The organism is Streptomyces coeruleoprunus (assembly GCF_039542925.1).
Taxonomy (GTDB): Bacteria; Actinomycetota; Actinomycetes; order Streptomycetales; family Streptomycetaceae; genus Streptomyces; species Streptomyces coeruleoprunus.
This window is the reverse complement of sequence record NZ_BAABIT010000001.1, coordinates 3,498,006-3,511,083: the sequence shown is the minus strand read 5'-3', so window position 1 is coordinate 3,511,083 and position 13,078 is coordinate 3,498,006. Positions and strand designations below refer to the sequence as shown.

The 13,078-nt window shown below is 73.4% G+C and carries 14 protein-coding genes; 8 read left to right on the top strand and 6 right to left on the bottom strand.

Annotated elements, in window-relative coordinates:
• Positions 1–3: 3 nt before the first annotated feature.
• The 4 genes from pspAB to ABEB09_RS15450 all read left to right on the top strand — a co-directional run bounded on the left by pspAB (position 4) and on the right by ABEB09_RS15450 (position 3,808).
• Positions 4–606 carry a PspA-associated protein PspAB gene (gene pspAB, locus ABEB09_RS15465; RefSeq protein WP_345690496.1) on the top strand — a complete coding sequence of 201 codons (603 nt, stop codon included), beginning with the start codon at positions 4–6 and terminating at the stop codon, positions 604–606.
• Between the two features lie 217 nt (positions 607–823).
• Positions 824–2,197, top strand: a complete 1,374-nt coding sequence (locus ABEB09_RS15460) for a TrkH family potassium uptake protein (RefSeq protein ID WP_345690495.1) — start codon at positions 824–826, stop codon at positions 2,195–2,197.
• Positions 2,190–2,903 carry a potassium channel family protein gene (locus tag ABEB09_RS15455; protein WP_345690494.1) on the top strand — a complete coding sequence of 238 codons (714 nt, stop codon included), beginning with the start codon at positions 2,190–2,192 and terminating at the stop codon, positions 2,901–2,903. The genes ABEB09_RS15460 and ABEB09_RS15455 overlap by 8 nt, the downstream gene beginning before the upstream one ends.
• A gap of 110 nt (positions 2,904–3,013) precedes the next feature.
• Complete coding sequence (locus ABEB09_RS15450; RefSeq protein ID WP_345690493.1) at positions 3,014–3,808, top strand: VOC family protein; 795 nt, start codon at positions 3,014–3,016, stop codon at positions 3,806–3,808.
• A gap of 102 nt (positions 3,809–3,910) precedes the next feature.
• Here ABEB09_RS15450 and ABEB09_RS15445 read toward each other — a convergent pair whose 3' ends face one another.
• Positions 3,911–4,210, bottom strand: a complete 300-nt coding sequence (locus ABEB09_RS15445; protein ID WP_345690492.1) for a hypothetical protein — start codon at positions 4,208–4,210, stop codon at positions 3,911–3,913.
• A 115-nt stretch (positions 4,211–4,325) separates the two neighbouring features.
• Between ABEB09_RS15445 and ABEB09_RS15440 the strand changes: the two genes are divergently transcribed.
• From ABEB09_RS15440 to ABEB09_RS15430, 3 genes are all read left to right on the top strand, one after another.
• Complete coding sequence (locus tag ABEB09_RS15440) at positions 4,326–5,018, top strand: ester cyclase (protein ID WP_345690491.1); 693 nt, start codon at positions 4,326–4,328, stop codon at positions 5,016–5,018.
• A 140-nt stretch (positions 5,019–5,158) separates the two neighbouring features.
• The gene (locus ABEB09_RS15435; protein WP_345690490.1) at positions 5,159–5,587 is read left to right on the top strand and encodes a hypothetical protein; all 429 of its coding nucleotides are present in this window, start codon (positions 5,159–5,161) and stop codon (positions 5,585–5,587) included.
• Between the two features lie 91 nt (positions 5,588–5,678).
• Positions 5,679–7,202: an alpha/beta hydrolase gene (locus ABEB09_RS15430; RefSeq protein WP_345690489.1), complete on the top strand. Its 1,524-nt coding sequence runs from the start codon at positions 5,679–5,681 to the stop codon at positions 7,200–7,202.
• A 3-nt stretch (positions 7,203–7,205) separates the two neighbouring features.
• On the opposite strand, the gene ABEB09_RS15425 is transcribed toward ABEB09_RS15430, so the two are convergent.
• Positions 7,206–7,634, bottom strand: coding sequence for a MerR family transcriptional regulator (locus ABEB09_RS15425; protein WP_345690488.1), 429 nt, complete (start codon positions 7,632–7,634; stop codon positions 7,206–7,208).
• A gap of 131 nt (positions 7,635–7,765) precedes the next feature.
• Here ABEB09_RS15425 and ABEB09_RS15420 point away from each other — a divergent pair, with 131 nt between their 5' ends.
• Positions 7,766–8,602: an RICIN domain-containing protein gene (locus tag ABEB09_RS15420; protein ID WP_345690487.1), complete on the top strand. Its 837-nt coding sequence runs from the start codon at positions 7,766–7,768 to the stop codon at positions 8,600–8,602.
• A 7-nt stretch (positions 8,603–8,609) separates the two neighbouring features.
• On the opposite strand, the gene ABEB09_RS15415 is transcribed toward ABEB09_RS15420, so the two are convergent.
• The 4 genes from ABEB09_RS15415 to ABEB09_RS15400 all read right to left on the bottom strand — a co-directional run bounded on the left by ABEB09_RS15415 (position 8,610) and on the right by ABEB09_RS15400 (position 12,846).
• On the bottom strand, positions 8,610–9,047 hold the full coding sequence (locus tag ABEB09_RS15415) for a nuclear transport factor 2 family protein (RefSeq protein WP_345690486.1): 438 nt from the start codon (positions 9,045–9,047) through the stop codon (positions 8,610–8,612).
• Positions 9,034–9,660 (bottom strand): TetR/AcrR family transcriptional regulator, encoded by a 627-nt coding sequence (locus ABEB09_RS15410; RefSeq protein WP_345690485.1) that lies wholly within the window; start codon positions 9,658–9,660, stop codon positions 9,034–9,036. The genes ABEB09_RS15415 and ABEB09_RS15410 overlap by 14 nt, the downstream gene beginning before the upstream one ends.
• A gap of 88 nt (positions 9,661–9,748) precedes the next feature.
• Complete coding sequence (locus tag ABEB09_RS15405) at positions 9,749–11,401, bottom strand: DHA2 family efflux MFS transporter permease subunit (RefSeq protein ID WP_345690484.1); 1,653 nt, start codon at positions 11,399–11,401, stop codon at positions 9,749–9,751.
• An 83-nt stretch (positions 11,402–11,484) separates the two neighbouring features.
• A complete protein-coding gene (locus ABEB09_RS15400; RefSeq protein WP_345690483.1) occupies positions 11,485–12,846 on the bottom strand; it encodes a salicylate synthase in 1,362 nt (453 codons plus the stop codon).
• Between the last annotated feature and the right edge of the window lie 232 nt (positions 12,847–13,078).

Below are 13,078 nucleotides of genomic sequence, written 5' to 3'. Positions count from 1 at the left end.
ACCATGGGGTTCCTCGACGTACTGCTCGGGCGCAGCAAGCCGGTGCGGCCGGACCTGGACCGGCTGTTCGGGGTGCCGGGGGCGGCGCTCACGCTCCAGGCGGGCACCGGGTTCGAGCCCACCGGGGCGGGCGCCGTGTGCTTCGCGGGCGTCGAGGGCGGGGCGTTCGCCCGGGTGCGGCAGGACGTCCGCGACCTGCTCGACGCGGACACCGGGCGGGGCGGGGTGCCCGTGGAGTTCCGCGAGGACGAGTACGGCTACACCTGGCTGCTCGCCCGGCACCCGGCCGACGACACGGCGGCGCTGGTCAACGACCTGCACGCGGTGAACACGCTGCTCCAGGACGCCGGCTTCGGACCGCACCTGCTGTGCTCCCTGATCGGCTTCCGTCACCCCGCCGACGGGCGGGCCCTCGCCCTCGTCTACCTCTACAAACGGGGCACCTTCTACCCCTTCGCGCCCCTGCCGGGCGGCGCCGAGAAACGCGACAACGCCCTGGAGCTCCAGGTCCGCGCCCTGCTCGCGGACGACCTGCGCATGGAGGCCGACCTCGGCCGCTGGTTCCCGGTGTGGGGCGCGCCGGGGCCGGCCGGGACGGATGGCTGAGGACGCGGGGCGGGTGCGGTGAACCGGTTCGGCCGTCTCCCGCGACACGGACGCGTGTACGCACGGTCGCACAACGAGTCGCCAAGGGGCCCGGCGGAGTAGGGTGACGACCCGCCGGGCCGTTGACGTGACGTCGACGTGACGTCGACGTCGCGAGGACATACCTCAGCGGGCCGACGACCGGCACACCGCACGACACGGGGAAGGCCGGACAGAAGTGGCAGGACGCGCGACGCGGGTGGGGCACTACCTGTTCACCATCCACCCGGCCCGCACGGTCGTCCTGGCCTTCGGCCTGGCCGTGCTCGGCGGAACGGTCCTGCTGAGCCTGCCGGCCGCCGCCCAGAGCGGTTCCGGGACCGACGTCCTCACCGCCCTGTTCACCGCCACGTCCGCGGTGTGCGTCACGGGCCTGGTCGTCGTCGACACCGGCACCCACTGGAGCGGCTTCGGCGAGGGCGTCATCCTGGCGCTGATCCAGATCGGCGGCTTCGGGATCATGACCCTGGCCTCGCTGCTCGCCCTGCTGGTCTCGGGCAGGCTCCGGCTGCGGATGCAGCTGACGGCGGCCGCCGAGACCAAGAGCCTCGGCATCGGCGACGTACGGCGTGTGCTGCTCGGCGTCGCGGGCTGCACGCTCGCGGTGGAGCTGGCGGTCGGCGCGTGGCTCGCGCTGCGGTTCCGGTTCGGGTACGGGATGCCGATCCCCGAAGCGCTCTACTTCGGGTACTTCCACGCCGTGTCCGCGTTCAACAACGCCGGCTTCGGACTGCACGTCGACAGCCTCACCCCGTACGTCACCGACGCCTGGGTCACGCTGCCCGTGGCGGTGGCGATCATCCTCGGCGGCATCGGCTTCCCCGTGCTGCTGGAGGTGCTGCGGCACCGCAGGCGCCGGCGCACCACCGGCCGCCGCGGCTGGTCCCTGCACACCAAGCTCACCCTGATCACCACCGCCGCCCTGCTGGTGACCGGCACCGTCCTGACCTGCCTGCTGGAGTGGGAGAACCCGGGCACGCTCGGCCCGCTGGACTGGGGTGAGAAGCTCCTCAACGGCTTCGTGCACTCGGCCAACAGCCGCACGGCCGGCTTCAACGCGATCGACATCGGCGCCATGGAGGCCTCCACGCTGCTGATGACCTGCACGCTGATGTTCATCGGCGGCGGCAGCGCGGGCACCGCGGGCGGCATCAAGGTCACCACCTTCGCCGTGCTGGCCGCGGCGATGCTCGCCGAGGCGCGCGGCGAGCCCAACTCCATGGTGATGGGACGTCGTCTCGCCCCGCACGCCCTGCGCCAGGCCCTCACCGTGGCGCTGCTCGCCATCGGCTTCGTCATCGCCTCCACGCTGGCCCTGCTCACCGTGGTCAAGGCGCCGATGGAGGCCGTGCTGTTCGAGGCGGTGTCCGCGTTCGCCACGGTCGGCCTGACCACCGGCATCACCGCCGAGGTCCCGCCGGCCGGGCAGCTGATCCTGATCCTTCTCATGTTCGTCGGCCGTATCGGACCGGTCACCCTGGTCTCGGCGCTCGCCCTGCGCGAGCGGACCCGCCGCTACCAGCTACCCGAGGAGCGACCTGTCATTGGGTAACTACCTGCACAACCTGCGTCGCAGGCGCCGCAAGCGCCTCGCCGAGACGGAGCCGGGCGACCAGCGGGTCGCCGTCATCGGCCTGGGCCGCTTCGGCAGCTCGCTGGCCCTGGAGCTGACCCGGCGGGGCTGGGACGTCCTCGGCATCGACACCAGCCACGCGCTCGTCCAGCGGCACAGCGACGCCCTCACGCACACGGCCGTCGCCGACTGCACCGACCCCGAGGTGCTCCAGCAACTCGGGGTGCACGAGTTCACCAGCGCGGTCGTCGGCATCGGCTCGGACATCGAGGCGAGCATCCTCATCGCCTCCAACCTGCTGGAGGCCGGCGTGCCCAACCTGTGGGCCAAGGCCATCAGCCGCCAGCACGGCCAGATCCTGGAGCGGCTCGGCGTGCACCACGTGGTGCTGCCGGAGCACGAGATGGGCGAGCGGGTGGCCCACCTGGTGACCGGCCGGATGCTCGACTTCATCGAGTTCGACGACGACTACGCGCTGGTCAAGACCGTCGCCCCGCCCGTCGCCACCGGGATGCCGCTGGGGCAGAGCGCGGTCCGCAGCAAGTACGGCGTGACGGTCGTCGGCATCAAGCGGCCGGGCCAGGACTTCACGTACGCGACCGCCGAGACCGTCATCGAGAAGGGCGACGTGCTCGTCGTCACCGGCAAGACGGCCGCGGTGGAGTCGTTCGCGGAACTCAGCTGAGGCGCGCGGCGCGCGGCGTGCGGGCGCGCCGTGCGGCTCGTTCGGCGAGCGGGGCGTGGCCCACCCCGATAGCGTGACAAACCGGACCACCCCGGAGGGAAGGATTCGTCATGGCTGCTGTGCCCGAGGGCATGCCGTGCTGGGCCGACGCGATGTTCACGGACGTCGAGGGCGCCAAGAGCTTCTACGGCGACGTGCTGGGCTGGACGTTCGGGGAGGCCTCGACGGAGTACGGGAACTACACGCAGGCGTACGCGGACGGCAGGGCCGTCGCCGCCGTCGTCCCGCCGATGCCCGGGCAGGAGGGCATGTCCGCCTGGTGCCTGTACTTCGCGTCGCCCGACGTCGAGGAGACCGCGCGCAAGGTCCGCGACAACGGCGGGCGCGTGATCATGGAGCCCATGCAGGTCGGCGACTTCGGCTCGATGCTGCTGGCCAGTGAGCCCAGCGGCGCGGTCTTCGGGGTCTGGCAGGCGGGCGTCCACACGGGCTTCGAGGCGCGCGAGACGCCCGGGGCGTACAGCTGGGCCGAGCTGTACACCCGGGACCCGGAGCGGGCCGACGCCTTCTTCCGTGCCGTGTTCCCGTACACGGCGCAGAAGATGACGGACGAACACGTCGACTACAAGATCTTCAACCTCGGCGGGAACCCGGTCCTCGGGCGGATGAGGATGGACGAGAACTTCCCACCCGACGTGCCCTCGTACATCAACGTGTACTTCGCCGTCGACGACGTCGACGCGGCGGTGGGGCGCGCGACGACGCGGGGCGGGAAGCTGGTGTCCGGGCCCATGGCCAGCCCGTTCGGGCGTTTCGCGGCGGTGATGGATCCGCAGGGGGCGATGTTCTCGCTGATCGACATGGACCGGAGGGAGGGCGAGGTGCCCTCCATGACGGAGGCGTGAACCCCGCCCCGGGACACCCCAGGGCCACCCGCCGTCGTGGTGCGCGGGGACCCTGGGCCCGGGGGCACGGCGAAGCGGCGGCGCCCAGTCACTGACGTGGAGTCAGGTCTCCAGGTGGGACATGGGGATCTCGTAGCGTTCCACCGAGACCACTTCCATCTCGTCGCGCTCCGCGCTTTCCTTGCGGACCTTGTCCGCCAGTTCCTCGCTGTTGCGCATCGCCTCCTCGTCCTCCCACAGCGTGAGGGTGAGGGCGTGGCCCTTCTCGCGGTCGAGGAGGTAGTAGACGCCCTTGAAGCCGGGGAAGCCCCGCACCTGGTCGAGTGCCTGCTGCCCCGATGCGGCGATGTCCTTGTCGGCGGGGACGGGGCCGCCCTGGTACGTGCTGAGTCGTCCGTACATGTGCGTCACTCCCTTCTCCCTCCGTTCTACTCCGGGATCGCAGAGCAGGACATTCGGGGCGAAGCAGGCATACGGTGAAAGTGACCGGAAGCTCCAACCACGGGAGGCGGGCATCATGGCGTTCGTGCAGGTCATCGACTGTCGCACGCAGCGGGTCGACGAACTCAACAAGCTGATGGACAACTGGGTCGAGGCGACCAAGGGCAAGCGGACGGCCACCCACTCGATCGTCGGGCAGGACCGCTCCGACTCCGCGCACGTCGTGGAGATAGTCGAGTTCCCGTCGTACGAGGAGGCGATGAAGAATTCCAACCTGCCGGAGACCGACCGGATCTACCGGGAGTTGGTGGCGCTCTGCGAGGGTGAGCCCTCGTTCACGGACCTCGACGTGGTGCGGGACGAGCAGCTCAACAAGACCGTCGTCCGCTCCTTCTTCGAGTCGATCAACAAGCGGGACCTCGACGCCGTCGAGGCCTTGTGCACCCGCGGCTACCGGGAGCACGACCCGTCGCTGTCCTCGTACGACCTGGACATTCAGCAGTCCAAGGCCGAGAACGGGGAGATCCTGCGGGCGTTCCAGCCGCGGCTGACGCTGGACAGCCTGACGGCCGAGGGTGACACCGTCTGCGTCCGGTTGTCCTACGCGGGCAAGCACCAGGCCGCCTACCAGGGCATCGAGGCCACCGGCCGGGACATCAAGGGCACCGGCCACGCCACGTTCCGCTGCGAGGGCGGCAAGATCGCGGAGTCCTGGTGGAACTGGGACGACCTCGGGATGATGCGCCAGCTGGGGGTCATCGAGGGCTGAGGCCTCCTCCGGGCGCCGAATGGCTCCGTGCGGCGTCCCGGACGTACTCTCCGCGGCCTTCAGGAGCGCGTCGTCGGCACTCTCCGCGTTCGCGTCGGTACATTCCGCCGCAAAACCCCTGAAATGCGGAGGGCTGGTTCATGGACGGTCGACGACGGGTCGCGGGTCTTGCCGTGCTGTGCGCCGCGGTGAGCGTGGCGGCCGCGGCTCCGGTCGCGGGCAGCGTACGGATCGAAGGGGCGGTGGCCGGGCCGACGGGGCGCACGGCCTCCGTCACCTACACGTACCGGTGCGAGCCGGAGCTGCAGGCGGTGCTGTTCGCCGTGCGGCTCCACGACCGGACGAGCGGCGTCCTCTCCCGGGCCACCCACGTCCGGGAGCCGCAGGTCTGCGACGGGGTGTGGCACACGCGCACCGACGCGGTCGCGGTCGACGACCCGGCGTTCCGGCGGGGGGACGCCGTCGTGGCGCGGGTGCTCATGGCCGGTGCGGGGGACGGCCGCACGACCACCTCTCCCGCGGCGGCGCCGGCCAGGGTCAGCGCCTCGCGGGCCATGACGCTCGACTGAACCGGCGAGAGCGGGGCGGGGGTTGTCCCCACCCCGTAGTGGCCTGCCCGCCGCATGGGACGGGGCGTGCGCCTCGACCAGGCTGAGGGGCATGACGCCTGACGAGACATCGACCCCCCGCCGGACCCGTGCCCTCGCGCTCTCTCTTGCCGGCGCCGCCCTCGTCGCCGGTACGGTGCTGGTCCCCGCCGTACCCGCGGCGGCCGAGTCCCCGCTCACCTGGGAGCCCTGCGAGGGGCTGCCCGTGGTCGCCGCCGGGCAGGAGTGCGCCCGGCTGTCCGTGCCGCTCGACCACGGCGACCCCGGCGGGGAGCGGCTGACGCTCGCCGTGTCCCGGGTGCGCGGCGACCGGCCCGCGGAGCGCCGGGGCACGCTGCTGCTGATCCCGGGCGGGCCCGGCGGGTCCGGGCTGCGGATGCTCGGGCAGAAGGGCGACGCCCTGCGGGCGCGGCTGGGCGGTGCCTACGACCTCGTGTCCTTCGACCCGCGGGGCGTGGGCAGGAGCTCCACCGCGAGCTGTGGGCTCTCCGACGACGACCGGCACTTGGCGCACCTGCGGTCCTGGCCCGCCCCGGACGGCGACGTCACCGAGAACGTCGCCCGCTCGCTGCGCGTCGCCGAGTCGTGCGCCCGGGACGGCGGCCCGGTGCTGCGCAGCCTGTCCACCGCGAACGAGGTGCGCGACATCGACGCCCTCCGCCGGGCGCTCGGCGAGCGGAAGCTGTCGGCGTGGGGCGTGTCGTACGGGGCGTACGTCGGTGCCGTGTACGCGCAGCGGTATCCGCGCAACACCGACCGCTGGGTCCTCGACAGCAGCGGCGACCCGGATCCGGCGCGGGTCGGGCGGGGCTGGCTGGCGAACATGGGCAGGGGCGTCGACGAGCGGTTCCCCGACTTCGCGGCCTGGGCGGCGGACCCGGCGCGGGAGGCGCGGGGGCTCCGGCTGGCCGCCCGCCCCGAGGAGGTCCGCCCGCGATTCCTGGCGCTGGCCGAGCGGCTGGACCGGGCGCCCAGGGAGACGACCACGCCCGGGGTGCCGCTCACCGGCAACCGGCTGCGCCAGGCCCTGCAGAACGCGCTCACCAACACCGCCTCGTTCCCGCGGCTGGCCCGGCTGCTCAAGGAGGCCGGCGACCCCGACCCGGCGGTGCGGCCGGTGCTGACCGACGACGTGGCCGGGGCGATGCCGGACGCGGACGCGGCGGTCACCGTCGGGGTGGTCTGCAACGACGTCCGCTGGCCTCGCGCCTCGGCCGCCGCGTACGGGCGTGCCGTGGCCGCCGACCGGGCGCGGCACCCGCTGACGGCGGGCCTGCCGGTGAACGTGACGCCGTGCGCGTACTGGAAGGACACCCCGGCGGAGCGGCCGACGCGGATCACGGACCAGGGCCCGTCGAACATCCTGATGATCCAGAACCTCCGCGACCCGGCGACCCCGTACGCGGGCGCGCTGAAGATGCGCGCGGCCCTCGGCGACCGCGCCCGCCTGGTGAGCGTCGACCGGGGCGGGCACGGCGTGTACCTGGGCAACGGCAACGCCTGCGGCGACCGGGCGGTGACGGACTTCCTCAGGACGGGGACGCGCCCGGCCGCCGACGTGCGCTGCGCGGACTGACCCTCAGGCGTCGGGTGCCAGCCGGCGGCGCAGGGTGGCCGCGAAGTCCTCGGCGGCCAGCAGCCGGGCGCGCAGCGTCTCGCAGCGAGCCTCCGCGATCTTGCGGTAGGCGTCGAGGCGCTCGCGCAGGCGGTCCCGTTCCGGCCCGCCGGCGGTGGTGGCGAGCCGGTCGGTGAGGTCGAGCAGTTCGCGCATCTCGTCCAGGGAGAAGTCGAGGGGCTTCATCCGGCGGATCACCGTGAGCCGCTCGACGTCGGCCTCGGTGTACAGCCGGAAGCCGCCCTTGCTGCGCGCGGAGGGGACGACGAGGCCCATGTCCTCGTAGTGGCGGATGGTGCGCAGCGACAGACCGGTGCGTTCGGCGACCTCGCCGATCCGCATCCGCCGTCCCGGCTCGTGCCCCTCGTCCTGTGCGTGCGTCGCCGACGCCATCCCCTGCCCGCCTTCCTCCCCATCGGATCCCGACGGAGCAGGCTAACTCCGGTGCGCGTGCGGGCGGTCGGCCGGCGACGCGTTAGGGTTCCCGGCGTTTTCGAATGTCCGTCCGGTCATGAGGAGTGTCGGTGAACCAGCCCTGGGATCCGGAGGCCACGGAGGTCCTGCCGCCCGCCGTGCCGCCGGTGGAGGCGACCCGCCCTCTGCCCCGCATCGACGACGGGCCGGTGTATCCGGCGCCCGGCCCGGGCCGGTTCGACGACGGGCCCGCTCCCGGGCGTACGCCGCGGTCGCGCCGGTCCTCGTCCCGTACGGGCGGCCGGTCGCGGGTCCCGGTCGTCGTGGGGGCCATCGCCGGGTGCGCGGGGGTCGGCCTGGCGATCGGTGCCGTGCTCGCCGGGGACGAGGGCGGCGGGACGGGCGCGGAGGCGACGGCCGCCGTGTCCGCCGCGCCCTCCCCGGTGGGGTCCGCGTCGGCCACGGCGACGCCTCCGGACGCGGCCACGGGGACGCCGAGTCCGTCGCCCGCCACCGTGGTGCCTCCGGCGGGGCAGCCGTTCGTGCTGGTCAGTGCCGTGACGGGGCGGGCCGCCGATGTGTCGGGGGTGTCCGTGGACGACGGCGCGCCGCTCATCGCCTGGGACGTCCACGGCAATCCGAACCAGCGGTGGCTGTTCACGGACACGGGTGACGGGCACGTGGAGGTCAAGGCGGTCCACTCCGGCAAGTGCCTGCAGGCGGGCGGCCCGCCCGGGCCGGACGTGGCGGTGGTGCAGGCGACGTGCACCGGCACCGACGGGCAGCGCTGGCAGCTCACCGTCGAGGGGGACCGGCACACGCTGGCGCTCAAGGGCACGGGCCTGGTCCTGGGCATCGGGCCGGGGGACGGGAACGGCGGCGCCGAGCCGCTCCAGGTGCAGACCCCCGACGCCGCGCGCCCTCAGGTGTGGCGGCTCCAGCCCTGACGGGGCCTCAGAGCGGGGGCAGTACGCCCAGCTGGCCGAGGACGCCGGTCAGGTCCCAGTACAGGGACTCCTCCTGGATGCGGCCGTCCGGCGAGAAGCGGTACACGGTCACGCCGCGCATCGTGAACGCCTTGCCCCGCGCGAGCGCGGCGATCTGCTCGGGCAGGCCGTCGATGCCGCCGCCCCGCAGCGTGCCGGTCATCGTCCACTCGCACGTACCGGTGCGGTCGTCGGCGGTGACGGAGCGGATCTCCATACGGGTGTCGGGGATGGCGGTCAGCCAGCCGCGGACCCCGGCCTCCAGGCTTTCGCGGCCCTTCCAGACGGAGTTGAGGGGTACGTCCTCGGACACGGCGTCCGGGGCGTAGCAGGCGAGCCAGCCGTCGGCGTCGCCGGCGCTGACGGCGGCGAGGCAGTCGCGTATCAGGGCTTCATGTCGGTGCATCGGTGCTCCGCAGGATCGAGGACAGGGTCCGGTCGAGGATGTCGGGAACGCTCTTCGCCTTGAGGTGCCGGGCGTCGGCCTCGGCGGCCGCCGCGTGGAGCAGGCTGTAGAAGGTGGTGACGAGCCAGCCCATGGGCAGGTCGGTGCGGAACACGCCTTCCTGCTGGCCGCGCTGCAGGGTGCGCTCCACACGGCCGAGGACCTTCTCGTGGTGGCCGCGCAGGCGGGCCGGGGCGATGACGCCCTCGGCGGCGGACAGCAGGAACGCGTGGCGCTCCAGGATGCGCCAACTGGACCGTACGAGACGGGAGAACGCCTCGTCGGCGGGGCCCTCGTCGAGGTGCTGGCTCTGCAGCACGGTGTCGGCCCGCTCGACGGAGTGGGCGAGCACGGAGTCGAGCAGGGCCTCGCGGGACGGGAAGTGCGCGTAGAGGGTGACGCGGCTGACGCCCGCCGCGGCGGCCACGGCGGTCATGCTGACCTGCGGGTCGCGGGCGAAGCAGTCGAGGGCGGCGGCCAGGATGGCGGCGATGCTGCGCTCCGCGTCGGCGCGGCGGCGGGGCTCGTCCCGGCCCGGGGCGGTGCGGCGGGCCTTCGATGAGGGCGTGGACATGATGGGAGGGTATGTCACCTTCTTCGCGCCGTGCCACGCTGCCGGGGGCAGCCCGGCGGCCTGGCACGGCACGGGTCGGACGGGCGGGTCAGCTGCGGCCGGCGGCCCTGCCGGACTGGGCCGGAACGCTCTTGAGCGGCTCGGCGGAGGCCTCGGCCGCCGCGTCGGTCGTCCTGCCCTTGGGGAACAGGAACAGCGCGACGAGGATGCCCGCGGCCGCCACCGCGGCGCCGGTGTACATGGACGGTGCCATGCCGGAGACGTACGCGGAGCGCGCGGCCTCGGCGAGGGCGTGGCCGCCCTGCTGGGTGAGCTGGGTGGCGATGCCGAGGGCCGCGCCCACGGAGTCGCCGGCCGCGTCGAGCGCGCTCGGCGGCAGGGCGGCACCGGCGGCGCTGCTCTCCAGCTCGTCGCGGTACGTGCCGGACAGCAGGCTGCCGAGCACGGCGACGCCGAGGGCGGAACCGAGCTGCACGGCGGCGCTGTTGGTTGCGGAGCCGACGCCGAGGTCGTCCTCGGGGAGGGAGCCGACGATGGCGTCGCTGGTCGGGCCGATGATGAAGCCGGCGCCGAAGCCCAGGCACAGCATGGCGGCCAGGACCCGTCCGTAGCCGTCGCCGTCGCTCGTGGTGGCGAGCAGCAGCAGTGAGGCCACGGCGAACGCCAGGCCCACGGCGGCCAGCCAGCGGGTGCCGACGTGCTGGCCGAGGAACGAGGCGAGCGGCGCGGCGACCAGGATGACGAGCGCGGTCGGCGCGATGCGCAGGCCGGTCTCGCCGGCGTCGTAGCCGAGGACGAACTGCAGGTACTGGACGAGGACGAACAGGGCGCCGAGGAGGGACAGCAGGCCGAGGAAGACCAGGATGTTGCCGATGGCGAGGCGCCGGTGGGCGAAGATGCCGAGCGGCAGCATGGGTTCGGCGGCGGTGCGCTCGCGGACGAGGAACGCGGCGAGCAGGACCGCGGCGATGCCGAAGCCGGCGAGGACCGGCAGGCTGGTCCAGCCCTCGACGGGGCCCTCGATGATCGCCCACAGCAGCGTGCCGACACCGAGGACCGACAGGACCGCGCCGGCCAGGTCGAGCCTCCGGGCCACGGTGGCCCGCGAGTTGGGCACGATCCGCACGGCGACCAGCAGGGCGAGGATGCCGATGGGGACGTTGATGAGGAAGACGGAGCCCCACCAGAACTCGCCGAGGAGCCAGCCGCCGACCAGCGGGCCCATGGCCAGGCCGACGCCGATCATCGCGGACCACAGGCCGATGGCCTTCATCCGCTCGGCGGGGTCGGTGAAGACCGCGCCGATGATGGAGAGCGTCGCCGGCATGATCAGCGCCTCGCCGACGCCCATGACGCCGCGGGCGGTCATCAGCAGCTCGGTGGACTGCGAGAACGCGGCCACGGCCGACGCGCCGGTGAAGAGCACCAGGCCGGCGAGGAAGACGGGCTTGCGGCCGAAGCGGTCGGCGAGGCTGCCCGCGAAGAGCATCAGGCCGGCCGCCATGAGGCTGTAGATGTCCACCAGCCACTGCAACTCGCTGGTGGTGGCGCCCAGTTCGTCGACCAGCGTGGGCAGGGCCACGTTCAGGACGGTGACGTCGAGGCCGACGATCAGCAGGCTCAGGCAGAGCACCGCCAGGATCGGCCAGCGCAGCGGGTGGCCCTTGCCGCCCGGCGGCGCGGCGGTGGCCGCGGCGGGGGTGGAGGCCGGGGTCGGGGACGGGGATGGTGCGGAAGGCACGGACGCGCTCCTTAAGTTGAACACCACTGTTCGCGTTTCAGGGTAGCGCCGGGCCTCCCGTAAGTCGAACGGTGTTGTAAGGATTATTCCGGGGTCGCCGGGCTGTGGGCCGGAAGGGTGCGGGCCGGGACCAGCGTGCGCGAGATGCTGCGCAGCTTCTCGCAGGTCTCCTCGAACTCCCGCTCCGGCGAGGACTGTCCGACGATCCCCGCGCCCGCCCGCAGCCACGTCCTGCCGCCCTGCCGGAACACGGTGCGCAGCACGAGCGCCGCGTCCAGGGACCCGTCGCTGCCCACGGCCAGCACCGCGCCGCTGTACAGGCCGCGCGGGCCGCCCTCCAGGCGCCGGATCGTCCGGTACGCGGCGTCCTTCGGCACACCCGACGCGGTGACCGCCGGGAACACCGCGCCCAGCGCCGCCCACGGCCCCCCGTCCGGGGAGCGCAGCTCACCGCTCACGCGGGAGGCGATGTGCTGGACGCTGCCACGCTCCTTGATGCTCATGAACTCCTCGGCCCGTACCGAGCCCTCCCGGCAGACCGTCGTCATCTCGTCCCACGCGACCTGCACGGAGATCGCGTGCTCGTAGATCTCCTTGGCGTCCGTCAGCAGCTCCGCCCGGCGCGCCGCGTCCTCGGCGCGGTCGCCGTTCAGGGCGCGCGTCCCGGCGAGCGGCTGGGTCGACACCCTCCCGTCGGGCGCCACCTCCACCACGGTCTCGGGGCTGAAGCCGACCGCCTCCATGCCGCCGAGGTTCAGCAGGAACGAACGCGCGGGGGAGTTGGCGGAGCGGCCGGCCAGGTAGGTGGCGGGCAGGTCCAGTTCGGTCCCGACCGGGACGGTGCGGGACAGGATGACCTTCTGGAGGTCGCCGTCGCCGATCGCGGCGACGGCGCGGGCGACGGAACGCGCGTAGGCGCCGTCCACGGGCTCGCGGAGGTCGACGTGCAGGGGCTGGGCGGACGGGAGCTCCGTGGCCGGCGCGGCGAGCAGGGCCCGTACGGCGTGGGCGTCCTCGCCGTCGGCGCGGACCTCGGCGCCCTCCGGAGACAGCCGCACCTCCGTGCGGGGCACCACCAGGTGGAGCAGCGGGGCCTCGTCCAGGTCGGCCGCGTCGCCGGCCAGCGCGTACGACAGCTCGAAGGTGGCCCAGCCGTAGGCGTGCCAGTCCGGGTACGGGAGGGAGGCCAGGGCCCGGTGGACCGCCTCCAGCGGGTCGTCCCGCCAGGGTGTGCGGGTCACCTCGCCGTCGACGTCCAGGGTGAGCGTCGCCCGGTCGACCACCAGCGAGGCGCGCGCCCCGCCGGCGTACCACCAGGCGCCGTCCCGCTCGTACACCACGTACTGCTCGTGCGGTCCGGCCCCGGCCAGCCGGGTGGCGGCCTGCGCGGGAGTGCCGGAGAACGGGACGCGGGTGATCCCGGGCGACACGGTGGTGGCGGACATGTGCGGTCTCCTTTTTCGGGTACTTGGTGGGCGCGCCGTTCCTCGTTGTGGGCAGTCGTTCCGCAGGGCGGAACGGGTGGGCACAACGAGGAACGGCCACCCGGCCCAGGGCCTCGCGCACCTGCACCGCCGTGGGGCCGGAAGCGGGACCCTCAGGCCGGGGGGCCGTTCCGCTGTGCCCACCCGTTCCGCCCCAGCGGAACGACTGCCCACAGCGAAACGGCGCGGCTGG

Coding starts and splice junctions, on each gene's coding strand:
- pspAB (WP_345690496.1), top strand. CDS start 4: ATGGGGTTCCTCGACGTACTGCTCGGGCGCAGCAAGCCGGTGCGGCCG.
- ABEB09_RS15450 (WP_345690493.1), top strand. CDS start 3,014: ATGGCTGCTGTGCCCGAGGGCATGCCGTGCTGGGCCGACGCGATGTTC.
- ABEB09_RS15400 (WP_345690483.1), bottom strand. CDS start 12,846: ATGTCCGCCACCACCGTGTCGCCCGGGATCACCCGCGTCCCGTTCTCC.
- ABEB09_RS15415 (WP_345690486.1), bottom strand. CDS start 9,047: ATGCACCGACATGAAGCCCTGATACGCGACTGCCTCGCCGCCGTCAGC.
- ABEB09_RS15430 (WP_345690489.1), top strand. CDS start 5,679: ATGACGCCTGACGAGACATCGACCCCCCGCCGGACCCGTGCCCTCGCG.
- ABEB09_RS15435 (WP_345690490.1), top strand. CDS start 5,159: ATGGACGGTCGACGACGGGTCGCGGGTCTTGCCGTGCTGTGCGCCGCG.
- ABEB09_RS15410 (WP_345690485.1), bottom strand. CDS start 9,660: ATGTCCACGCCCTCATCGAAGGCCCGCCGCACCGCCCCGGGCCGGGAC.
- ABEB09_RS15440 (WP_345690491.1), top strand. CDS start 4,326: ATGGCGTTCGTGCAGGTCATCGACTGTCGCACGCAGCGGGTCGACGAA.
- ABEB09_RS15425 (WP_345690488.1), bottom strand. CDS start 7,634: ATGGCGTCGGCGACGCACGCACAGGACGAGGGGCACGAGCCGGGACGG.
- ABEB09_RS15445 (WP_345690492.1), bottom strand. CDS start 4,210: ATGTACGGACGACTCAGCACGTACCAGGGCGGCCCCGTCCCCGCCGAC.